This window comes from Echinicola soli, assembly GCF_006575665.1.
GTDB classification, from domain to species: domain Bacteria; phylum Bacteroidota; class Bacteroidia; order Cytophagales; family Cyclobacteriaceae; genus Echinicola; species Echinicola soli.
Genome location: NZ_CP041253.1, coordinates 4,210,086 through 4,234,753, shown reverse-complemented (window position 1 = coordinate 4,234,753; position 24,668 = coordinate 4,210,086). Strand labels below are relative to the sequence as shown.

Below are 24,668 nucleotides of genomic sequence, written 5' to 3'. Positions count from 1 at the left end.
ATAAGGGTCGATTAGGAGGCCAAGGGGACTAGAAAGACCATTCGGAAGGCAGGTATTTGGCTACCAAATCCTCGTAATAAGGGCGAAGAGCCTTGGCATCCGGAGGGATAGGCACCTTGGAGTAGAGGTCATAGGGATTGAATTTATTGACCCATTCAAACATCTTCTTGTCATGTTCGCTCAGTAAGTGATCATAGGCATTTTCTTTATGCTGTGCATAAAAGGAGTGATACCGGATCATATAGAGTGCTGGTTCGGGCAGGTAATTTTTTACCATCTGATAAAGGTACTCGTCATGACCCCAGGACATTTTAACATTTTCCAAGCCACAATTGGGACTGTAAATACCATACTTGGTGTTGAATTCAGGGTTTTTCTTGTCTGGGTTGAGGTCAAAAAACTCCGGGAAAACGATTTTGTCCGAAAATTGGCAGCCCACTGGAAAAGTATCACCGACCACAGCCCATTGTGGCTCATCAAAAAGACAGAGTACTTTGCCAAAATCATGGATAAAGCCGGTCAGCACAAACCAGTCCGGATGACCGTCTGCCCGTATGGCTTCGGACGTTTGCAGGAGATGCTGCAGCTGATCCAGGTCAGTGTCCGGGTCGGAATCATCGACCAGCGTATTGAGAAAATCCACCGCTTCCCAAAAGCCCATTTTCTTTTTATTGAACCTTAGGAATTCCTCTTCTTTTTTGATGACGAAATCATAGGTTTGGTATTGGTGGTTGAGTTTATAAAACTCCTTAACGGTGTCTTGTCGACTTCCATCATTATAATTGCGGTATTCCTCCTGTGATTTATCCTGATCAGATGGATCCGGATAACGCTTCAGCAGATCTTTTTCCCAATCTTCAATGCTGTTTAGCGGATTCTTTTCTGGTGTGTCCTTTGAATTCTTCATAGGTCTATTTAGGTTTTGAATAGCATTGTCCTGTTACACTTACGGTAGGACTTGAGGCTTTTTACGCTGTAATGAGAGATAAAGGCAGCTAACCTTCTGCTCCATATTTATTTTTCTGAAACCAATTTACATACGAAAGCAATCACTTACAATTCCCCACGTTTGGATGGTTTGTTTGGGGATGCGAAAAATAGGCCTCTGTATGCATTTAACAACGGAAAGTGAAAACGAAAACCTTTGCATAACAAAGTGCATAATCAAGCACAGAGCAGAATGTTTAAGGTGGGATTTTTTGAGTACTACGAGTTGACTTTGCAGTTGATTTTCACTTTCAGGAACATGGATAGATTGTGAGAGGTTCAATATCGGTAAATCACGAATCTCCTACAGAAATATCACGTGCCCCTATTTTTCAAAGGACTAAAGGCATAAAGCAAAATTGGCGTTTTTCTACAAATGTCTTGGTGTCTTAGGGCTTTGTGGCTTCCATTCTTGGTACCACATAGGAGGCTCTAAGTCACAAAAAGCTTAAATCCAGCAGAAACACTTGGGATGATATACAGTCGATGTGGCATTGGGTTAAAAACCCCATGCTCCACATTCCACAGTACAGCTGTCGGAACAACAGGTATATTCGTGTCTTTGCGCCTTTGTGCCTCCGCTGTTAGTGTTACAAAGGCACCAAGAGGTTTGGTTGAATTTTGGATACAGCGGAAAACAATAGAAATATAGATTGATCCCGGACTAACATCGAATGATTGAAATCTTAATATTTTCATATACTCTCTTTAATAAATATGAGAGAGCTTTGGTAAAAGTTATTATATGCAACCGATTTAAATATCAATTTTAGGTGATTTATTGCAAAAATAGTATGTGTATAGGTAAATATAATACATAGTATAATTTAATAATATATTTGAAAAATGCAAACATACCTGTGCTGTGTGGCCATAACAGTACAGTACAGATCAGTTGTGGTAATGTTCCTATCTATCTTACAAACATAATTTTGACCCTGAACTAATAGTAGAAAGTAAATTTTATTAATCGGTTATTTTGCATAATAAAGTGTTTTTTAAACACTTAACTGTGTGCGGCCGATAAAAATTAACAACCCAATTTCATAACCTAAACCAAGTCAAGATGATCAAAAGGATTACTTACTTTTTTTCAGCTTGCTTTCTGCTATTTGGATGTAGAGAAGTAGGCTGGGAAGAACACTATGAACGCCCTGAGTGGCTGAAAGGCAATGCCTGGGAATTGCTGGAAAGCAGGGGGGATTTTACCATCTTTCTAGAGGCCGTAGAAAAAGCCGGCTTTAAAAGTCTAGTAGAAGGAAAAGGGATTATAACGGTAATGGCCCCACCAGATGATGCTTTTGAAAAGTATTTTGCTGAAGAGGGTATTGGTTCTATCGATGAAGTCTCAGAAGCTGAAGCAAAGAAGTTGGTGGGCTATCATTTGGTTTATTACTCTTTTTCCAGGGAGCGATTCGCCAACTACCGTCCGGAAGGCCAGGCCGTGGAAAAGCCCGCTATGGCCGGCATGTATTATAAGCACCGCACCAAAAGCCGGGACACCATTACGGTAGAAATGGATAAAGTGGCGGGAAAGGAGCGTACTATTTTTCACAAAGAACGTTTTGTCCCTGTCTTTTCTTACAACCTATTCACTTCGAAAAACATCGATGCAGCATCCAATTACGAGTATTTTTATCCTGAAAGTACTTGGACAGGATCAGGTGGATTTAATGTTTCCAATGCCACGGTCACCGAATATGCCCTGCCTACCGATAATGGCTATGTGTATATAGTCGACAGGGTGGTAGCGCCTTTGGAGACAGTTTATAAAGAACTGGAACAGGAAAACAATTACAGCGATTTTATTAAAATTTACGATCGTTTTACCAGTTTTTGGTATGATGATGAGACTTCCAAGTCCTATGCAGATGCAGGAGACTCACTTTATGTGAAAACACACACTGGCTTGCCGGAAATTGCTTCCGAATGGTCGTACAATGGCGGCGCGGGATTGGTGGATTATGCCCATCTAGCTGTTCTTTCTGCTAATGCTTTCAATGTATTTGCGCCCAACAATTCGGCTTTGCAGGCTTTCTTCACCGAATATTGGTCAGATAATTATGCGTCACTTGACGAAGTTCCTTTTGTGCCGATCAGGTTATTGCTGTTCAACCATGTGTATACCGGAAGTATTGTCTTTCCATCCGAAATCGAGCGCGGTGATATCCAAAGTGTCTTTGGCAATACCATCCAGTTTGACCCGGCACAGGACGTAGAGACCAAAGGAATCGCTGTGAACGGTGTGTATTATGGATTGAACGAAGTGATCGTACCTGAGCTTTTCCGCGGAGTGATCGGCCCACTGCTTCAGCAACCAGAATACAGCATGTTTTTGCAGATGCTTTATGACTCGGGAAGTCTACAGGCATTTTTGGGGGATGCACTTCGGTTTACGGTTTTTATTCCTACCAATGAAACCATTCTAAGCACCATATATGGTGGAAGTGAAATTTTCTGGAACGATGGGAATCCATTACAGTTTGGTGATGAAGCAGTAGAGGTGGAAAACACCGAAGGAATCAGGGTACCGATGAGTAGCGGTGCCATGAGGGCTTTTGTACAGAACCACATCGTGACTGAAGAGATCACGGAAATTTCAGGAACCAAGGTTTACCGTACACGAAATCCTTTCAGTTACCTGTATATCACTGACCAGGGCGTAGCTTCTTCCAACAATTATAACCTTGGGGAATTTGCCCCAGCGGCGGCTGTTGCTGGGGAGTGGACCAACGGCAAGGCCTATGAGGTAGAGCGCTCCCTTATCCGTGAGGAGGGCAGCTTCAAGTATATTATCGCATCAGCAAGTTCTGGAACCAGTACCATTCAGGAGTTTTCGGAATTCTCCAAACTGCTATCCCAAGCGGGTTTGGTGGAACCTAATAATGAATTTGAATTTTTATTTGGCGACAATTATATGCTCTTCGCACCGACCAATGAAGCCATTTTGGAAGCCAAGGAGCAAGGATTGATCCCGGAAGATGAAGATGAGCTGGAGGATTTTCTGCGGTATTATTTTGTACCGGCCAGTACCAATAGCTTCAGTGACTATGCCTTCCCGGGAATGGGAGTGGAAGGTGCGCTGACAACAGCCCAGGAAAGTGGGGATGACTTTAGCCAACTGACACTTTTGGACAATGGTACAGGCCTACAGTTAAGGGCTGCTTCTGGAGAGATGGCCAGCGTGGTCAGTACATTTCCAAGAACCTATGTGGATGGCGCCATCTATCAGATAGATAAAGTGCTCAATTCAGGACAATAAACCCTCAATACCAGTTTTATGAAACCGAGCATGACATACACCATATACAGGTGTACGATTTTAATTGGCGAGGTTCCATCTGACTGTTAAAAAAATAAACAGATACCAGATGAAAACAAGATATATCATTAGCTGTCTGCTATTACTGCTCACCGTATTGCCTTCTGTGGCGCAGGAGCAGCAGCAACAGACCGTTTTGACAGGAAAAATAACCGACACCGGTGGGGAGCCGCTCATAGGAGCAAGTATCTTCATCGAAAATGAACAGCAACGTAATTTAAACGGCACCATTTCTGACGAAAATGGTAACTATCGCTTGGCAGTACCTGTGGGCGATAACCTAAAAGTGGTTTTCTCTTATATAGGTTTTAGTACAAAAAGGGTCTCCATCGGTAACCAAACCACCATCAACACCAAACTGGAAGAAGATGCCTTCGAATATGGCTCTGCCGAAGTCGTGGCTGAGCGTGTCCAGACCAACTCACTAGGGATCAGTCAGCGTGAGCAAGTATCTTCGAGCCAGCGTTTTGATGTGGAGCAACTGGAAGAAGTCCCCATGACCTCCATCGAGTCAGGTTTGCAGGGCCGGATGGCCAATGTGGACATTATTTCAGGTGCTGACCCAGGGTCAAGAAGTACCATCCGTATCCGGGGAACTTCTTCCTTGAATGCCAATTCGGAACCATTGATCGTGGTGGATGGGATTCCCTATCCGACCAATTTCGGGGATGACTTTAACTTTGCCACGGCCAATGACCAGGATTTTGGTGCCTTGGTCAATATTTCACCCAATGACATAGAATCCATCGAGGTGCTCAAGGATGCTGCTGCGACGGCTATTTGGGGATCTCAGGGAGCCAATGGGGTTTTGGTGTTCAAGACTAAAAAAGGAAAGAAAGGAAAGACGAGATTTTCTTTTTCCACCAAATCGGAAATCAAGAAAGAACCCAATACCATTCCACTGCTGGATGGATCACAGTATGTCAGCATGATGCAAGATGGGATTTGGAATTCCATCAATGATATCGGCTATCAGTCTGGTTCTGCCTATACGAACCTGTTGTTCCAGACTCCGGAGATCAACTTCGATCCGGAATGGGTGTATTTTGATGAATACAACCAAAACACCAACTGGGTCAATGAGGTGACACAGCTGGGCTATTTTCTCGACAATAATTTCTCCCTAAGTGGTGGAGGGGACAAGGCCATCTACCGTGTGTCCGTCGGCTACCTTCGGGACATGGGAACGACGATCGGTACTTCACTGGACCGGTTCAATTCCATGGCCAGTGTGACCTATAACTTCTCCACGAAACTCAGTGTCAGTGCTGATATGTCCTATTCACAGAGTATAAAGGACGCCAATTGGACTGGAAATGATATTTCTTCGGCTCGTGCCATGGCCATGCGTAAGATGCCGAATATGAGTCCTTATGTATTGGATGATAACGGTAACCGGACTTCCGAGTATTTCTCTCCATTGGAGAATTTCCAAGGAAGTTTTGCCAATAACAAATTTTACAATCCAGTGGCTTTGGTACATGAATCGAGTAATCAAACCATAGCGGACAATGCCCGGGTGATCTTTCGGTTGCGCTACCAGTTCAATCCAGATTTACAATATCAGGGGACGGTAGGTTTTGACACCAGAACCAACAAGAACACCAGCTTTTTGCCGCAGTCTGTAACGGGTGTGCTTTGGACAGATCCTTATTTCAACAGAAGTGCTGATATGCTTTCGGATCAGTTGTATATCAATACAGAGAACAAGCTGATCTATAACAAAGCCATTAACGATAAAAACCACATTATTCTCAGTGGTTTGGTACAAACCAACGAGGCCAGGAGTTTTGGCTATGTCAGCCAGACCAGCGGAAACGCATCTGAATCCTTAAATGACCCAACAGATGGTGGTGCAGTTTCCAAAATGGAATCTGATAATTCGATGACCAGGAGAGTGGCGACCATTGCCAATGCGCACTATACCTTTAATGGCAAGTATATCATTTCGGGTGGTTACCGCTGGGAAGCCAATTCCAGCTTGGGGGCGAATAACCGTTGGGCAGGATTTCCTTCGATAGGTTTGGCCTGGCATTTCGGAGACGAGCCTTTTATGAAGGATATAGCTGGTATAGAGCTCGGAAAATTAAGGGCCAGTTGGGGTAAAAGCGGTAACCCTCCGGGAGGAGCTTTTCCTTATATCGGCACGTTTAGCCCGATTACTCCTGGCTATATGGACATGGTGGCCATTTCACCTTCCAGCATGCAATTGGAGAATCTGCGCTGGGAAACCATCACACAATCCAATATCGGTATCGACTTTTCCCTCTTGGAGGGAAGGCTATTTGTCACGGCAGAATTGTATGACAGACGGACGACCGATCTGTTGCAGAAGGACTACAGTTTGCCTTCTTCCACTGGATTCTCAGAAGTGAGGTACTACAATTCCGGAGAAGTGTACAACAGGGGCTGGGAAATGATCTTTAACTATGATGCGATCAAGCGAGAGGATTTAGGGATCTCCTTTAACTTCAATATTGCGCGTAACCGCAATAAGGTGGAGCAGCTTCCGGACAATATGCTTTTCGAAAATTATGATTTTGACAATGGAAAGTACGCCCATAAGATCGTGGAAGGAAATCCTATCGGTTCATTTTATGGATATCGCTATGAAGGCGTCTATCAAGATGGTGAGGAGACCTATGCAAGAGACAATGACGGAAACTTGATGTATGACATTGACGGGGAGTTGGTGTATATGCAAAACGGAAATCGACGTGTGTATCCCGGAGATGCCAAATATGAGGATGTCAATGGAGACGGGGTCATCGACCAGTTTGACATTGTGTACCTGGGGAATGCCATGCCGCTGTTTACCGCTGGTGGTGGCTTCAATATCCGCTGGAAGAATTTTATGCTCACAACTTTCCTGCACGGAAGGTTTGGTCAGAAGATTGTCAACCAGACGCGTATCAACACCGAAAATATGTACGGTACTTCCAATCAAAGTACGGCGGTACTTCAGCGGTGGAGGCACCAAGGAGACGATACGAATATCCCAAGAGCACTTTATAATGAAGGCTACAATTACCTGGGATCGGATCGTTTTGTGGAAGATGGTTCATTTGTACGGCTAAAGACCGTTTCGCTGCGATATTCCTTACCGAAAGCTTGGCTGTCCAAGAACAAGATCGAGCGGCTGGATGTCTTTTTTACCGCACAGGATCTGCACACTTGGACCAACTATTCCGGTCAGGATCCAGAAGTCAACCTTTCCAGCAATATTTATATGCTCAGTGTGGATGGAGCATCCACGCCGCGTCCTAAGCGGTTTGCATTGGGTATAAATATGAACTTTTAATCCGAAGGAATCATGAGAAAGACATATATATGCTTACTGGCTGCATTGACATTCGTCATCAGTTCATGTAACGATTGGCTGGAATTGCAGCCTGAAAACAACCAGGTCAGTGATGAATACTGGACCAATAAAGAAGAAGTAGAGGCTGTCCTAGGAGCCGGTTATGTGAGGCTCCGTGAGACGATGGAACAGCAGCTGGTATGGGGCGAGATGCGTGGAAATGGCCTTACAACAGGCAGTGGGGCTATTTTAGCCGATATCTTCAGAATCAACCAATGGGACATCCTTCCCGGTAATGACTTTGTCAAATGGGACAAGTTTTACCAAGTGATCAACTATGCGAACATGGTCATCAAGTATGCTCCTGAGGTAGTGGAGAGGGATCCGTCCTTCAATGAAAATGTGATGCAATCGTATCTTTCGGAGGCTTATTTCCTCAGAGGATTGGCTTATTTCTATTTGGTCAGAAACTTCCGGGACGTTCCCTTGATCACGGAACCTTATATGGATGACCAGACGGCTTTCGAGGTAGCCAAGTCACCTTCCAATGAGATTTTCCAGCAGATAAAAATGGACCTGGAAGGAGCAGTGGAATATGCCAAGGAAGTAGCGCCAACCGTTTGGGAAGCCAAAGGTCGTGCGACCAAATGGTCGATATATGCCACTTTGGTGGATGTTTACTTGTGGACAGAAGAGTATGACAAGGCTATCGCAGCCAGTGATGCAGTGATCAACAGCGGTCAACTGGGCCTATTGGAAGGCATGGTCAATAACAATAACAATTGGTACAGGATCTTCAGCGAAGGCAATACCAACGAGGGGATTTTTGAGTTGCAGTTTGACTTTGACAAGAGTCAGACCAATAACCTGGTGTCCTGGTTTGGTTCCAATCAACGGTATAGCGTCACTGAACATACCGTTAGCTTATTTGCAGATTATGATGAAGATATCCGAGGAGAAGGATCCAGCTATTTGGATGGAGATTTCAGTGTTTGGAAGTATTTGGGTTCGGAGGCTGAGACGGGCATTCCAAGGACCTACAGTGATCAAAACTGGATCATTTACCGCATTGCTGACATTTACCTGATGAAGGCAGAGGCCATGGTCATGAAAGGTTCCGGCAGCTATGATCAAGCCGTTGAACTGATCAATCAGGTGCGTGAACGAGCCCAGATTTCAGCACCGGTTTCTGCTGCTTCCACGGAGTTGGAGATGCTGGGACTTGTTATGGAGGAGCGGGGAAGGGAATTTGTCGGTGAAGGTAAAAACTGGTACGATATCCTTCGTGTGGCGAGCAGAAATGACTATCAGTACAAGGATTACCTGATCACCCAGGTATTGCTGACGGCTCCTGCCAGTTCCGCACCCATTATCCGCTCCAAATTACTGGATGTGGACAGCCATTACCTGCCCATACACATTGGTGAGTTGTCAGCTAACAGGCTGTTGGAACAAAACCCATATTACGATAACCTAAATTAACCTCGCCATGAACATTAGAAAGAACTATATCATATACCTCATGGGGTTGGTCATGACACTGGCCTCATGCTCGGATCCCTATGAGGAGACCACGTTTACCGCTTACGAAGAGCTGCCCATCTCATTGCTGCTGGAGTCCCAGCCGGAGAAATTCTCCATGTGGGTAGAACTTATGCTGCATGCAGATATGTACAATACGCTGAACCTCAAAAGCACCTACACGGTGTTTGCGCCGACTAATGAAGGGGTACAGCATTATTTGGAGGCCAATAATTGGTCATCTGTTACAGACATTCCCAAGGAGGATGCTGCCTATTTGGTAAAATACCACACTATCAATCAGGTAGAGATCAGCCAAAGCCAATTTGAAAATGGCGTAATCAATGACCGTAATGCCACCGATGATAACCTTTCCATCGAATTTCGGGAAGGCGGCCTGAATGCGATCTACCTGAACGGAGAATCCCGGATCGTAGATTTGGATATTGAGGCAACCAACGGCATTATTCATGGATTGGAAGATGTATTAGTACCGGTAAGGGCCACCATCATGGACCGACTGGGAGATGAACGGTTTTCTATTTTCCGTGAGGCGGTGGAAGCGACCGGTAGGACTGAGACGCTCAATACCATCGTGATAGAGGAAACAGATATGACTGGGAATCCATTGGAATACAGGATTCGAATGACGGCTTTTGCCGTGACTGATGAGGTGTTTGCCCAAGATGGAATTATGAACTTCGCCGACCTGATTGAAAAATTAGCGGTCGAAGGTGACAATTATACTGACCCGGAAAATGGCCTGAGAAAATATGTGGATTATCACTTGCTGTCGCAGGTAAGGTCTTTTGCGGATTTGGGTGATTTTCCGGAAGGAGAAACATCCATGAACATCAATACCTTGGCTACCAACGAACTGATCAATATCGCCGATCGCTCAGGAAGCTTGGTCATGAACTATGATACTGCCGCCAACAGAGGCGTGGCCTTTATCGAGGAAAACATCAATTGTAAGAACGGTGTCATGCACGAAGTAGACCATTGGATGCCGCTTTTTACACCAGAGAGGGTGACGGTGATTTGGGACTTAACAGACTATGCTGATCTCCAAGCGCTCTGCGACCAATACCAAAACAGCAGTCTGAGTTCGACTTATACACGGACATTTACCCAAGAAGAACTAAGCTGCTATACCTGGAAATCCACACCAGAGTACCGGCAAAATGTCGTCGCTTACCGCAATAATAGAGGGGCAGACGGTATTTGGTATGCCGATGCGGTAAACCACGACCATCTTAGATTGGACCTTGGTCCTTCAGGTTGGATAGAGATGGAAACACCCGTGCTGATCAAAGGAAGCTATGAAATCACCATGACCTACCTTAGCTATACAGAGTCTGAAAATACAGGTTACCTGCAGTGCTCCATGGACGGCAAGCGACTGGGCAGCCAGTGGCCCGTGTCCAATAGGCGTTATGACAGGGCTTTGGAGAGGAGAATGACCAGTTCGTTCACCTTTAATGAAACCGGTAGCCACACCTTGAGGATTGTGGCGATTGACGGTGAATTGCTAACACTTGATCACATCAGATTTAAACCTGTTGACTAACAATGAAGCTCATGAAAAATTTTAAATACATACTTGGATTGCTTGTCTTATTTTGTGTGGCATGTGAGGAGACATGGGACGAGCATTATGGCTTGGAAGGGACAGACGAAAGTACCCAGGTGGTTTCAGATCTTAACTTATTGGATTACCTGAAATCAAATCCTGATTATGCCAAATTTGTGGAGGCACTGGAAGAGCACGGTATCGCTGAGGAATTGACCAGAGACCAATACTTGTCTGTCTGGGCAGTGAATAATGAAGGAATGGAAGCCCTTCAGCAGATGGACTTGGATGCTGAATTCGTCCTTCGCTATCATATCAACAATTTGACCTATGATATGAGCAAACTGCGGGACGGCTTACGACTTCGGTCACTTAACGGTAAATACATTCCAGTGACCAAAAAGGTAGAAAGCACCATCCAGGTGGCAGATGCTACCATCACCAATGGAAACCAGTTTTGTCAAAATGGAGTAGTGCATGAAATCAATGAACTGATGGTGCCGGATGAAAGTATTTATGATTATATCTATAAACTTTCAGACGATTTTTCCATGATCAGGGATTCCGTATTTGCAGCCAATGATACTGTATTTGATGCGCAAAACAGTGTTCCTATTGGTGTAGATAAGTCGGGAAACACCATTTATGATTCAGCGTTTGTCATTGAAAACCAGATTTTTGAGGAGGTTGACTTTAGGTCAGAGTTTTCCCAGGTGACCATGTTTGTGCCCAGTAACCAGGTGGTTGCGAATTGCTTCGAAAACCTCCAGGGACTTTATGACCAGTTTGGCAAGCCTTTCACCAGAGAGGACTCGTTGACGGCTTGGAATTGGATCATGGATGCAGTTTTCTATGATGACATTGTAGAGGATTATGGTACAGAAGAGGATTTGATATCGGCATTTGGTGCCCGATGGAAGACCTCTGTACAAGGCGTGAACACCCAGTACAAGCGGATGAGCAATGGCCGGATCTATGAAGTAAACTTCCTGAAAATCCCCAATAACGTCCATATATCGGCGATCAAGCAGTTGTTTTACTATTACGAATTTGTGCCAGACCAGCAGCGAGATGAACTCTTTACCTTCCATAATGCCACAGAGATCAGGGCACAAGGAACGGACAATTATTCATTTCCTAGTCTCAACGTTTCCGGTACCTATACCATTCTAAGGTTGTTTGGCGACAATATTCCAGGCCAACCTTTGGCAGTGGATTATACGCCGGTGAAGCTGGATAAAAACGAGGACGGTACCACGTCGGCTTCTGTGGTGGAGGTTCCGCCGGGTGAATATAACCTCTACATGGGCGTTCAGTCCAAAAACCATCCATTCTTGAACGTTTACATCGATGATCAACTGGTCGCTTCAGAGTTGAATGTAGAGCCTTCTTCACCATGGAACTATGACCGGAGCACCAATACGGTTTCCGGTACCAAATGGGATGGCCTCGGCGGTTTGGTCGGCGTGGTGAACATCGAAGGTGATGAAGTACGCACATTCAAGATCAGGGTAGAGGTGGCTTTGCTGGGAAAATCATCCAGAGAAGAAATGAAGCTCTACCACTGGGCACTTGTACCCACCCAAAATAACTATTGATGAAAATGGAAGGAACAATGATAAAACAACATAAAATAGCCGTGCTGTTGGCCTTGATGATGGTTATTGCCTTTGGGGCCAATGCACAGCAAGTGCTGAAAGGAAAGGTGAGCAGCCCATATGGGAATGAACCTATCAGTGAGGCTTATATTTCCATAGAAAATAAGGAAAATACAGCCCAGACAGATGGACAGGGTACATTCAGTATCGAGCTGGACGAATTGGAGGGAAACCTGATCGTGTGGTCCCCAGGGTTTCGGGAGCAGACCATTCCACTCCTGGGCAGGGATTATATTGAAGTGGTACTGATTCCTCAGCGAACAGACTATTATGAAGTGCCTGCAAAAAATGAGGAGCAGGGCAGCATGAAAGGAGAGGTGCTTCCTGCCGAGCGCTTCAAACCTAGTTCCATGTATGTCGAGGATGTGCTCCAAGGGGCTTTCCCAGGACTGAATGTCATCAATAAAAGCGGCATGCCCGGCGAGGGAGCTTATGTCAACTTGCGGGGAATCCGTTCCCTGACCGGCAAAAATGCGCCGTTGATCGTTATCAATGGCATGCCTTACCTGCCTGATATGAACAATTCAGCGATTATCAAGGGCTATTCTCCAAGTATGTTTAATGTGATCAGTGTGGATGATATTGACAATATCAAGTTGGTCAAAGGGAGTGCAGCTTCACGCTACGGCTCCATGGGCTCCAATGGCGTCTTGCTGATCGAGACCAGTTCTCCGGAAGACATGGAAACGGTCATTGAGTTTTCAGGGCAATATGGTATGGCCTACAACAATAAAAGGCTACCAGTCTTAGGAGTAGATGATTTCAAGAGCTATATCGGAGATGTGGGACTTACCCGTTATGAGGACATGGGAGACATGCTGGACCTGTTTCCTTTCTTGCGGGATGATCCGGACTATTACTATAATTTCCTATATAATAATGAGACCGATTGGCAGGATTTGATTGATAAATCATCTTTTGTTACCTCTAATCACTTGCGTGTGAAAGGTGGGGATGCCATTGCAAAATACGATCTATCTGTAGGAGCCAGTAATCAAGGAGGTACCTATGATAATGCAAATTTCACCCGCTATACCACCCGGCTAAACGCCCAGGTCGAGTTGAGCCAACGTTTCCAACTGGTGACTTCCATGGGCTTGACCTATGGGAATAGCAAGCTGCATGAGCAGATCCTCTCCGATGCTACCAATCCATTAATGGCGGCCTTGTACAAGGCACCGATCTTGAGCCCGTTTAAGAAGGATGAATACAACAATCAGCTACCAGCTTATGATGCTGTTAGGCAGTTTGGGGTGTCCAATCCCCTGGCCGTGGTGAATGATACCAAGATGGAGTCTGATAATTTTGATGCCTTCTTGAACACCGGATTGAATTTCGAGGTGAACGACCATACGAAAATGCAAGCGGTATTTGGGTATTATTCAGGATATAAGCGGCAGTCAGCCTTTATCCCTGGCAGATCCAGCCAGACCATCACCCCGCAAGAAGAGGGCGTGGCACTTAACACCGCCAGAGCAGGAACCGGTAAAGTCTCCAATTTATTCTATAAAGTCAGTGCAGATATGGTAGAGGAATTGGCAGGTAATCGGTTGGAAGCAGGGATGGGTTACCAAGGGATCATGATCAGACATGAGTTTGATGGTGGCTTTGGACGAAATACTAGTTCGGATTTCTACAAAACACTTTCTTATGTGGATGCTGAGGGACGTTACTTTTCAGGGTATTATGATTCCTGGAACTGGATGAGCCTCTATGGCTATGCCAAATACACCATGGGAGATCAGTGGATTGCTTCCTTGAATGTGTCTGCAGATGGTGCTTCCTCTACAGGAGCCGACGCATCCAGGTTTGGTGTGTTTCCAGGTCTGGAAATGACTTGGCAGGCAAAGAACAGTCCGTGGTTGAAGAATAGCCAGGCTGTTAATCAATTGGATGTGCATGTGGGCTATGGGCTCACAGGAAACAGCCAATATCCCACGGGCCTTAGTCGTCAGTTCTATGCCAGTCAGGCCTACCGCCAGCTGGCGGGAATCGTGAACGGTAATGTGGCCAACACCAGTCTTGGTAGAGAGCGCAACCAAAATTTCGATGCAGGCATAGACGCAGGATTCTTTGATCGACGATTGGTAGCCAGCCTAAACGTTTACCAGACGATTTCTACAGACGTGATTTTTCCCCAAAGTATTTCCTCAGTGTACGGCATTGACGAAATGTATGTAAACGGAGCCAAGCTGGAGAACAAGGGGATCGAAGCAGCACTACAGTTGCGACTGGTGGATAACAGGGATGTGAGCTGGAGTGTAGGTGGTACCATCAATAAAAACCAAAATAAGATCACCGTGATGGAAGGCGCTGATGGCCCTGTCATCCGCGAGATGGATGGCGGCAAATGGGCCGTGTCTTCCGCAGTAGGTGAAAACCCATACAATTTCTATGGATTTGTCTCCAACGGTGTGATCAGTACACAGGAAGAAGCCGATGCTTTGGGCTTGGTGGATTTTAAAGGAGACCAGTTCAATGCCGGAGATATCCAATTTGAGGATTTGAACCAGGATGGGGTCATTGACGATCAGGACAGAACCATTATTGGTGATGCTTCTCCTGATTTCTTTGGCAGCTTCTTTACGCAAGTCAGGTATAAAAAACTGTCGCTATCGGCCCAGTTTACTTTCAGCTCGGGAAATCAGATCTATAATGGTGTGAGAAGGGAAATGGAATCGTTGAGCAATTTTAGAAACCAGTCATTGGCGGTGGATAAGAGATGGCAGACCGATGGCCAGCAGACCGATATTCCCAAGGCGAGTTACGGTGACCCAATGGGCAACAGCCGTTTTTCTGACCGCTGGATAGAAGATGGATCATTCATGCGCCTTAACAATGTCACCTTGAGCTATCAGCTTGGCAAGTGGAGCTTTTTCGAGGGCGGAGAAGTGTACCTGGCGGGTGAAAATCTCCTGACATTTACCGACTATTTAGGACTGGATCCAGTGGTTTCCTATGCTTACCAGCCGGCTTGGCAAGGAGTAGATTACGGTGCTATGCCTCTTCCATCTACCGTGAAATTTGGTTTTAACCTACAATTTTAATGACATCAGTTATGAAGTATAATGCTTTTTATAAATATACCTTACTCTTGAGCTTATTGGCTTTTAGTAGTTGCGAAAGCTACTTTGAGGCCGATACAGATGACATGCTCTTGGAGGAAAATTATATTGGAAATACCAATGAACTGTATTCTGGATACATGGGCATAGCGGCCAAGGTGCAGACGGTGGCCGATAAAGCCATCTTCCTTTCTGAACTGAGAGGTGATTTCCTCGAACCTACCGACAATGCCCCTCAGGAACTGTGGGAGATCTATAACCATAGTATCAGTCCGGGAAACAGTCTAGCTGATCCCAGCGGATACTATGACGTGATATCCAATGCCAATAACTACATCAAAAAGGCCTTTGAATACAAGCAGGCCAATCCCAATGCTGTGGAGGATGCTGTTTTTGAGCCATTGGTGAGTGGAGCTATCCGCTTTAAGGTTTGGGCTTACCTGATGCTTGGTAAGCTTTATGGAGAGGCGGTTTACTTGGATGAACCCCTCACAGAAGAAGCAGACTTGTCAAAATATCCCACTTTGGGCTTCGAAGAGCTTATCGGCCAACTCATCAGCCTGATGGAAGGCGGTGTCAATGGCATAAACGGAAAGCAGGTGTTGATCTGGTCTGATCTCCTGTTTCCCGGCGTGAATACTTCAGCGCAGGACCTTACCTGGAACATGATCTGCCCTTCTCCGGAGCCGCTTCTCATTGAGCTGTACCTTTGGAATGGCAATTATGAGCAGGTGGTGAACTTGGGCATGTCCTTTATCTATGATGAAGGCAGTGGCCGATATAAGCTGAGCAATAATGATTACAATGGAGAGTGGATACAGTTCTTTTACCGTGATCCGATCACCAAAACCCGGGAATTGATCAATATTGTTCCTTTTGACTACCAACGTCAGCAGACCAATAGACTAATCGAGTATTTCTCCAATACAGAGCCCAATAAGTACTACTTACGCCCAACAGATGCGGCCATGGAGCGTTTCCAGCGACAGGTGAGACAGGATGGGGTTACCATTGGTGATAATTATCGTGGAGATAATTACACCTATCGGAGACAAAATGGCGATTGGGTAGTCCGTAAGTTTTCACGAGCACATGAGTCCGCTGACAACATCTACAAGAATGATGTACATATTGTGCTATACCGTGCAGGTGATGTTCATTTGTTTATAGCAGAAGCTCTTAACCAAATGGAGAAATTCAAAGAGGCTGAAGCATTCCTTAATGACGGCGTTCAAAATTACCTTTCCAAAAATGAGGGAAATTTAGCGTATCCATTGGACAATGAGACCTATAACGCAGCCATTAACATCAACTGGGGAGTAAGAAGAAGAATTGACCTGGGACCAGTCTTTCCGGAGGGCTTGAGCAAGGATGAACTGGATACACCAGAAAAGATAGAGGAATATAAGAAAGGCTTGGATAGCCTGCTCTTGGAAGAAACATGCATGGAAAGCGCTGGGGAAGCAAGGTCTTATTTTGCCATGATCCGGATGGCTAAGCGGTGGAATGATCCAAGCATGCTGGCAGACCGGGTAAGTGCCAAATACCCCGCAGGCAAGCGTGAGAGCATCAGAAATTTGCTCATGCAGCCCGAAAACTGGTTTATTGACTACGATTTAAATCAATAACATTATACAAAAAGCTCATCCAAGTAGCTTTTGTAGCTCAGTTCCGCCCAGATTGACCGCTGGTTTAATTTGGGCGGAGTTGAAAGGTCATTGAAAAATGACTCAACACTAGGGGTTTGTTAATCCAGTACAGGATCGGGTGAAGTTTTGCCCGGTCTTGTCTTTTTCAGTAGTGAAATATGAGATTTAAGACGAGAGTATTGAGTCTTGAGACATGAGTATATTGAGTCAAGTTGATAATCAAGTATCAAGGTAAAAGTACCGCAACTGGGTTATGCTGGAGCTCTGCCCCAGCATTGGCAAGCATTGAGTCTCTGACTCCATTAAGCTGTTCCTGATTCCTGTCCTGAGCGTGTCCCAGGGTGAAATCAGGAACTCGTGAGAGAGGGGATTTGCAAGCCCGCAGTGGGTGAGTAGCCATAGCTATTTCCATGAAAGGTCACCAAGAGCCTTTTGATAAGTTACAGTTATATGTAAAATTGAAATCCAATAATTAATCCGATCAACTATAATCAGGGAAGTATAAGTTCCTCCCCCTTGCAAAGAGAGGTTAGGCGGGGTAGATTCGAGCAAAGACAAATCCCAGAGTACTTCTCTGGTTCCAAAGAGGCCCGTCAGTACTAGATAGGGTGATAGCTTTATAGCAATGGGGTTCAACAGCTGTTCCGGATTTGCAATCAGGAACTCCAATAACCAATAACTTAAAATTCAAAGTATAATGAACAAAATACTAGTATTTGTAATTGCCTTTTTGGTCACTTCTATATCCTATGCCCAGCAGCTGGCCTTTCCGGGAGCTGAAGGTTTTGGGAGGTTTGCCACAGGTGGGAGAGGTGGAGCCGTGTACAAAGTAACCCATCTCAATGATTCAGGGCCAGGGTCATTCCGTGATGCCGTAAGCCAACCTAACCGCACGGTGGTATTTGAAGTGGGCGGAGTTATCAGGATCCAGTCGAGGATAATTGTCCAGGAAAACATCACCATTGCTGGCCAAACTGCACCTGGCGAGGGGATTACTATTTATGGCAATGGACTGTCCTACACAGAAGCCAACAATACCATCACACGCTATATCCGTGTCAGGATGGGCAAAGTAGGTGATAAAGGTAAAGATGCCGTAGCCATGGCGACCGGCCATGATATGATATTTGATCATGTTTCCATCACCTGGGGAAGGGACGGTACGTTCGATCTGAACGGAGATGTGGAGGATGTGACCTTACAGCACAGCATTATTGGCCAGGGACTTCAGACGCATTCTACCGGCGGACTCATCCAGCCATCCGGCGGAGTATCCATCTTAAACTGCCTGTGGATCAATAACCATACCCGTAACCCCAAGGTAAAAGGTACCAATCAGTACGTCAATAATGTAGTGTACAACTGGGCCGTGGCGGGCTATATCCAAGGGGGAGGATCAGCACGACTGTCCCATGCCAATGTCATTGGGAACTATTTTATTGCCGGTCCCGAAACAGGCGATACGCCTCCTTTTAACCGCTCGAATAAAAACTTCCATATTTTTGCCCGAGATAACTGGTACGATGGGAATTTTAACGGTAAACTGGATGGCCAAGTAGTGGAAAGATCTGTCTACGAACCAGTAACCTGGATGGAAACACCTTTTGATTATCCTAAAGTCACTATAAAATCAGCATTGGCGGCTTATCAAGAAGTGGTGGAAGAAGTAGGGGCTTCACTGCATCGTGATGAAGTGGACGAATTTCTTATCAAGGACTTATTGTCCCTGGGGAAAACAGGAAGAACTATCAGTGATGAGATGAATTTGCCTATGAAGGGTCCTGGTAAAGTAAAGAATGGCAAGGCCCTAAAAGACAGTGATGGTGATGGGATGCCTGACCATTACGAAAAACAGCAAGGGCTCAATCCAACAGATGCCAGTGACAGAAACCGGACAGACAAGTATGGTTATACCGCTTTGGAAAATTATCTTAATACTTTGGTAAATGACCGATCAATAGCCTTAAATAAATAATATAGAATAAATGCTTTATGATATTGATAATTAGGTTATTATGAAGTTTTGTTCAGGATTCAGTTTAATAGATCGGATTGCCCTCAACTAATGTTAAAATAGATAAAAATAAGACAATAGTACCCTCATGATCAAATTTTCTTTTTCCCCTTACTTTCACACTTGGTGTGTTTTGCTGCTATCAGGCTTAGTCACTTTTGCCTGTACTGAGAACGATGAAAATAACGAAGATAACTCCAGTACTGGTATTGACCGGTATGCTTTGGTAAATCGGCATAATGTCGTGCTGGAAAAGCCAGATACTTTGGCCTCACTTAGTGTGGGCAATGGTGAGTTTGCCTATACTGTGGATGTCAGTGGACTACAGACTTTTCCTGAGTATTATGAAAAGGGTGTTTCACTGGGAACCCAGAGCCAATGGGGCTGGCATGCCTTTCCCAATCCAGACAACTATCGCTGGGAAGAGATCTTACGGTATGATACTTCAGCCATTGGTCAGGTGATTTCATTTCCTGTTCAGTGGAAAGAAGGTCGAAAGAAGAAAGTCACCGATTATTTCCGTACCAGCCCCCATCGGTTGCATCTAGGGATTATAGGGCTGGAGATCACCAAGGAAGATGGCACAAAAGTAATGGTGGACGATTTACAGGATGTCCATCAGGAGCTTGATCTCTGGAAAGGAAAAATCACCAGTGAGTACAGCATTGAAGGACAGCCGGTGAAGGTGGAATTATACGGTCATCAAGAAAAAGATGGCATTTCGGCCAAAATCAGCTCACCGCTGGTGGCAAACGGAAAATTGAAAGTTAAATTCAGATTCCCATACGGTTCTGGATGTCATGTTTGTCCGGGGTACGATTGGACGCAGCCAGACAAACATGATACATATGTGGAAGTAACAAAGCCAGGCCGAGTCCGTATTTCCAGGAGCTTGGACAGTGCCAAATACGTGACAGATGTGAGTTGGGAAGGAAATGGTGCCTTTGAAACAGCGGCGAAGCATACCTTTTTGCTCAATGCCCAAGAAGGGCAAGAAACCTTGGAATTCACAGCATTGTTTTCGGAAGAGGGAGAAAATGATATGCCTGACTTTGGGTCAACAGCCAAGAGTAGTGAAGATGGTTGGGAGACATTTTGGCAATCGGGTGGAGCCATTGACTTTTCCGAATGTACCGACGAACGTGCCGATGAACTGGAAAGGAGAGTAGTGCTTTCCCAGTATTTGACAAAGGTAAACTGCGCAGGTTCATTGCCACCGCAAGAGACCGGGTTGACCATGAACAGCTGGTATGGAAAATTCCACATGGAGATGCATTGGTGGCATGGTGCCCATTTTGGATTATGGAATCGCATTGGATTGATGGAGAAGAGCCTTCCGTGGTATTTTAGTTCACTGCAAAAGGCCAAGGCTACAGCAGAAAGGCAAGGGTATGACGGAGCCAGGTGGCAAAAAATGACTGATCCTTATGGTGATGAAAGCCCTTCCAGTGTAGCACCTTACCTGATCTGGCAACAGCCACATATCCTGTATTTTGTGGAGCAAATCTATCAGGCACGCCCTGAAGCAGCCACATTGGAGAAGTACAAAGAACTGGTTTTTGAGACAGCGGAATTCATGGCTTCCTTTGCCAAGGACAGCAAAGGTGATGGCAAATACCATTTGATCGCACCATTGATTCCTGCACAAGAGCTGTTTCCTGCCAATGCCACCGATGATCCGCCATTTGAGCTGGCTTACTGGCATTATGGACTGAATGTGGCATTGGACTGGCAAGAACGATTGGGTATGGAAGAAAATCCCAAATGGCGTGAAGTGCTGGAGAATCTGGCCCCATTGGCTATCAAGGACAGCCTTTACTTGCCGAGCAGTACGCACCCAAGAGCATACGAGGATGATTTTTACCTGCATGACCATCCAGTTGTGCTGGGAGCTTATGGCATTTTGCCAAAAACAGAGATGATCGATACGACCATCATGAAGAATACCTTGGAGAAGATCCTTAAAATCTGGAATTGGGAATCCACCTGGGGCTGGGATTATCCCATGATGGCCATGAATGCAGCGAGATTGGGAATGTCTGAAACGGCATTGGAGGCCCTGTTTATGGGAGAAGAAAAAAATACCTATTTGCCAAATGGGCATAATTATCAGGATAAAAGACTAAGGATTTATCTTCCGGGTAATGGTGGTCTATTGACCACTGTGGCCATGATGGCAGCCGGATGGGAAGGAGCCCCAGACCGGGAAAATCCCGGATTTCCGGACAATGGAAAGTGGAACGTGAAATGGGAAGGATTGCGGAAGATGCCGTAGGTGAAATTTGAGTATAACCTATCAAGATAGAAAAAAGAACCAAGAGTGGTCGGGATTTGTAATCCTCCCAACATTAAAACCTTACCACTTTCAAAATATTTAAGCTTACACCATGAAAAAAATCAGCTTATTGCTACTCATTTCCGTTTTTATAATGGGCCTGACCTTTGGTCAAAACGGGCCAATTCCCAAATCCTTGGACTGGTCGGAGCGGATGGCCTTATCGGTGATGAAGCGTAACCCAGAGGCTTGGCAGGTCGACTTTATGGACCGTCCGGTATGGAGCTATCCACAGGGACTAATGTTGCATGCTTTTGAAGAATTGTGGAAAGAGACTGGAGAAGATAAGTACTATGATTATATCAAAGCTTATGCGGATAAACTGATCGATCCATTAGGTGAGATTAAAACCTATAAGTACGAGACGTACAATATAGACATGATCAATTCCGGAAAATTGCTGTTTAACCTTTACAATAAAACCGATGATGAAAAGTATAAAACAGCGATAGAAGTCCTGCGGAAGCAGTTGAGGTATCAGCCCAAGACCAGTGAAGGTGGTTTTTGGCACAAGGCACGGTACACCAACCAAATGTGGCTGGACGGTGCCTATATGGGAACGCCCTTTTTATTGCAGTATGCACAGGAGTTTGATGATCCAGCTGCTTTTGATGAAGGAGTTTTACAATTGGTACTGATGGAAAAGCACCTTCGTGATCCCAAAACCGGCTTACTTTATCATGGTTGGGATGAAAGTAGGTTCCAGTCCTGGGCTGATCCCGGGACCGGACGTTCACCCAATATTTGGGGCAGGGCAATGGGCTGGTATGCCATGGCTGTGGTAGATGCATTGGATTTCCTTCCTGACGAACATTACGGACGGGTGGTATTGAAAAGCATTTTACAACGGCTGGCCGGTGCAATTCGGAACTATCAGGATGCTGAAAGTGGCCTGTGGTACCAGGTCATTGACAAAGGAGACCAGGAAGGCAATTATTTAGAAGCCTCGGCGTCCAGCATGTTTGTCTATGCACTTGCCAAAGGCGTAAACCATGGCTATTTGGACCAATCTTTCAGGCAGACAGCTGAGAAGGGGTTTGAAGGCCTAGTGGATCAATTGATTGAGGTCGACGGAAATGGAGAAGTCAGTCTGATACAGGTTTGTGCTGTAGCAGGGCTTGGCGGAAAACCATACCGCGATGGCACTTATGACTATTACGTCAACGAAAAAATCCGCGTCAACGATCCCAAAGGGGTGGGGCCATTTATCATGGCGGCCTTGGAGTTGGGGAAGTGAGGTTTGAATGTTTTAAGGTTGCTGATCGGGGTTTGAAATAGTGGCCTATCGATACGATGCGGTCTCACATGCGGTTATTTCGATCAGCCACGGCAGGTAGATTACGGAATAATCTCATTGGTCCTATCTTGTCAAATTAAATGTTTGATTCAAATAAATCCCTTGCCCGCTGCGGCGGGCGACAGCGTGTTTTGTCCCTGTCTTACTATCGGGGACACACCATTCAGACTAATGAGACAGCTTGATTTCTTTTAGAGAATAATAATTAATAAATAAAATGAGCATTAACAGTAAGTTTTACATTTTAGGTTTAGCAGTAGCCATGTTGGTTTCTTCCTGTAGCCAAAAGTCCGAAAAGAAGGACGATCAATCCGTAGCGGAAACTGGTCCATGGGCACAACTGGATTCTATTCGAGGATTGATCATCGTCCCGGAATTTCCCAATAAAGACTTTAATATTACCGAATATGGTGCAGAGGAAGGTGGCGAGGCATTAAATACCGAAGCCATTGCGGCAGCCATCAAAGCATGTAATGGGGCCGGTGGAGGACGAGTGGTCATTCCCAAAGGGGTTTATTTGACTGGTGCGGTACATTTACTGAGCAATGTGAACCTGCATCTGGAAGAAGGTGCCACTTTACGGTTTAGTCGTGATCCTAAAGATTACCTGCCACTGGTGCGAAGCCGGTGGGAGGGCATGGAGCTGATGAACTATTCCCCTTTCATCTATGCCTATCAGCAAGAAAACATTGCGATCACCGGAAAGGGTGTTTTGGATGGCCATGCAGATATGGAAAACTGGTGGCCTTGGTGTGGGGCTAAGCATTTTGGATGGAAAGAAGGAATGGGAAGACAGAATCCTTCCAGAAAGCTATTGCACGAAATGGTGCATGATCAGGTGCCTTTGGAAGAGCGGATTTTTGGGGAAGGGCATTATATGCGTCCACAGTTTGTCCAGCCTTTTGAATGTAAAAATGTGCTGATCCAGGATGTGAAGTTGATCAATGCCCCAATGTGGAACCTTCATCCCGTATTGTGCGAAAATGTAACCGTAGAAAGGGTAAAAATAGAAACCCTCGGGCCAAATAACGATGGCTGTGATCCAGAAGCGTGCAAGAACGTATTGATAAAGGATTGCTATTTTGATACTGGGGATGACTGTATCGCTATCAAATCTGGCCGGAATGAGGACGGAAGGATCCCAGGTATTCCATCCGAAAATATCATCATCGAAGGGTGCGAAATGAAAGAAGGCCACGGAGGTGTGGTGATGGGAAGCGAAATTTCCGGTGGGGTAAGGAATGTCTTCGCCCAAAATCTGGTGATGGACAGCCCTAACCTGGATCGGGTGCTGCGCATCAAAACCTCTTCCAAAAGAGGAGGTACCGTGGAAAATATCTACATGCGCAATGTGGTCGTGGGTACTTACCGGGAAGCTGCTGTACGCTTTAATATGTTCTATGAAGAAGAAGGTGACCATATCCCTACCATCAGAAATGTCATCGTCGAAAACCTTCAAGTCAAAGATGGAGGGAAATACGCGGTTATGGCGAATGCTTATGAAAGTTCACCCGTGACCAATTTTCAGATGATCAATTGTCGTATTGACGGAGTAGATGAGGTATTTAACGTGAACCACATGAAGGATGTCAAATTTGAAAACGTCCTGATCAATGGTGAGGAAGTTCATTATGAGAAGTAATGAGCTAATGGTAGTCTTCGTGTCTTGGCGCCCTTGTGGCACTAATAACCTGAGTTTGACTCATAAGTAGTATCAAAACCGTCATAGCGAGGAGCTTGCGACACGGCAATCTCGTTTTCAGATACAGGATCGCTTCACTCCGTTCGCGATGACGGTTTTTCTTACGTTGCGAGCTGCCGCGGCTTCCTCCTCTCAAATCTTCCTCTAAGCTCTGTTTGGCTTCAGACAAGCCTGTTTGGCTCCAGACAAGCCAAAGGCAGGCTCGCATGACGGTTTTATAATCGAACTGAGGTTAATAATGAAA

The 24,668-nt window shown here is 45.4% G+C and carries 12 protein-coding genes; 11 read left to right on the top strand and 1 reads right to left on the bottom strand.

The features are described 5' to 3' along the window. Nucleotides 1-28: 28 nt before the first annotated feature. On the bottom strand, nt 29-907 hold the full coding sequence (locus FKX85_RS16505) for an inositol oxygenase family protein (RefSeq protein WP_141615785.1): 879 nt from the start codon (nt 905-907) through the stop codon (nt 29-31). Nucleotides 908-2,053: 1,146 nt separating this feature from the next. On the opposite strand from FKX85_RS16505, the gene FKX85_RS16500 reads away from it, so the two are divergent. From FKX85_RS16500 to FKX85_RS16450, 11 genes are all read left to right on the top strand, one after another. Further along, the gene (locus FKX85_RS16500) at nt 2,054-4,249 is read left to right on the top strand and encodes a fasciclin domain-containing protein (protein WP_141615784.1); all 2,196 of its coding nucleotides are present in this window, start codon (nt 2,054-2,056) and stop codon (nt 4,247-4,249) included. A 109-nt stretch (nt 4,250-4,358) separates the two neighbouring features. Continuing rightward, complete coding sequence (locus tag FKX85_RS16495) at nt 4,359-7,610, top strand: SusC/RagA family TonB-linked outer membrane protein (RefSeq protein WP_141615783.1); 3,252 nt, start codon at nt 4,359-4,361, stop codon at nt 7,608-7,610. Nucleotides 7,611-7,622: 12 nt separating this feature from the next. After that, complete coding sequence (locus tag FKX85_RS16490; RefSeq protein WP_141615782.1) at nt 7,623-9,092, top strand: RagB/SusD family nutrient uptake outer membrane protein; 1,470 nt, start codon at nt 7,623-7,625, stop codon at nt 9,090-9,092. A 7-nt stretch (nt 9,093-9,099) separates the two neighbouring features. Continuing rightward, entirely contained in the window at nt 9,100-10,701 is a 1,602-nt protein-coding gene (locus FKX85_RS16485; protein ID WP_141615781.1) for a fasciclin domain-containing protein, read from the top strand. Between the two features lie 11 nt (nt 10,702-10,712). Next, nucleotides 10,713-12,302 (top strand): fasciclin domain-containing protein, encoded by a 1,590-nt coding sequence (locus FKX85_RS16480; RefSeq protein WP_141615780.1) that lies wholly within the window; start codon nt 10,713-10,715, stop codon nt 12,300-12,302. A 17-nt stretch (nt 12,303-12,319) separates the two neighbouring features. Beyond that, the gene (locus tag FKX85_RS16475; protein ID WP_229239655.1) at nt 12,320-15,409 is read left to right on the top strand and encodes a SusC/RagA family TonB-linked outer membrane protein; all 3,090 of its coding nucleotides are present in this window, start codon (nt 12,320-12,322) and stop codon (nt 15,407-15,409) included. Further along, a complete protein-coding gene (locus FKX85_RS16470; RefSeq protein WP_229239654.1) occupies nt 15,409-17,055 on the top strand; it encodes a RagB/SusD family nutrient uptake outer membrane protein in 1,647 nt (548 codons plus the stop codon). Before FKX85_RS16475 ends, FKX85_RS16470 begins: the two co-directional genes overlap by 1 nt. Nucleotides 17,056-17,773: 718 nt before the next feature. Then, on the top strand, nt 17,774-19,051 hold the full coding sequence (locus FKX85_RS16465) for a pectate lyase (protein ID WP_141615778.1): 1,278 nt from the start codon (nt 17,774-17,776) through the stop codon (nt 19,049-19,051). A gap of 127 nt (nt 19,052-19,178) precedes the next feature. Then, complete coding sequence (locus FKX85_RS16460; protein WP_141615777.1) at nt 19,179-21,365, top strand: glycoside hydrolase family 65 protein; 2,187 nt, start codon at nt 19,179-19,181, stop codon at nt 21,363-21,365. A 112-nt stretch (nt 21,366-21,477) separates the two neighbouring features. Next, nucleotides 21,478-22,662 carry a glycoside hydrolase family 88/105 protein gene (locus tag FKX85_RS16455; protein ID WP_141615776.1) on the top strand — a complete coding sequence of 395 codons (1,185 nt, stop codon included), beginning with the start codon at nt 21,478-21,480 and terminating at the stop codon, nt 22,660-22,662. 277 nt (nt 22,663-22,939) lie between these two features. Then, the gene (locus tag FKX85_RS16450; RefSeq protein ID WP_141615775.1) at nt 22,940-24,364 is read left to right on the top strand and encodes a glycoside hydrolase family 28 protein; all 1,425 of its coding nucleotides are present in this window, start codon (nt 22,940-22,942) and stop codon (nt 24,362-24,364) included. Nucleotides 24,365-24,668: the final 304 nt, after the last annotated feature.

Coding starts and splice junctions, on each gene's coding strand:
- FKX85_RS16505 (WP_141615785.1), bottom strand. CDS start 907: ATGAAGAATTCAAAGGACACACCAGAAAAGAATCCGCTAAACAGCATT.
- FKX85_RS16500 (WP_141615784.1), top strand. CDS start 2,054: ATGATCAAAAGGATTACTTACTTTTTTTCAGCTTGCTTTCTGCTATTT.
- FKX85_RS16495 (WP_141615783.1), top strand. CDS start 4,359: ATGAAAACAAGATATATCATTAGCTGTCTGCTATTACTGCTCACCGTA.
- FKX85_RS16490 (WP_141615782.1), top strand. CDS start 7,623: ATGAGAAAGACATATATATGCTTACTGGCTGCATTGACATTCGTCATC.
- FKX85_RS16485 (WP_141615781.1), top strand. CDS start 9,100: ATGAACATTAGAAAGAACTATATCATATACCTCATGGGGTTGGTCATG.
- FKX85_RS16480 (WP_141615780.1), top strand. CDS start 10,713: ATGAAAAATTTTAAATACATACTTGGATTGCTTGTCTTATTTTGTGTG.
- FKX85_RS16475 (WP_229239655.1), top strand. CDS start 12,320: ATGATAAAACAACATAAAATAGCCGTGCTGTTGGCCTTGATGATGGTT.
- FKX85_RS16470 (WP_229239654.1), top strand. CDS start 15,409: ATGACATCAGTTATGAAGTATAATGCTTTTTATAAATATACCTTACTC.
- FKX85_RS16465 (WP_141615778.1), top strand. CDS start 17,774: ATGAACAAAATACTAGTATTTGTAATTGCCTTTTTGGTCACTTCTATA.
- FKX85_RS16460 (WP_141615777.1), top strand. CDS start 19,179: ATGATCAAATTTTCTTTTTCCCCTTACTTTCACACTTGGTGTGTTTTG.
- FKX85_RS16455 (WP_141615776.1), top strand. CDS start 21,478: ATGAAAAAAATCAGCTTATTGCTACTCATTTCCGTTTTTATAATGGGC.
- FKX85_RS16450 (WP_141615775.1), top strand. CDS start 22,940: ATGAGCATTAACAGTAAGTTTTACATTTTAGGTTTAGCAGTAGCCATG.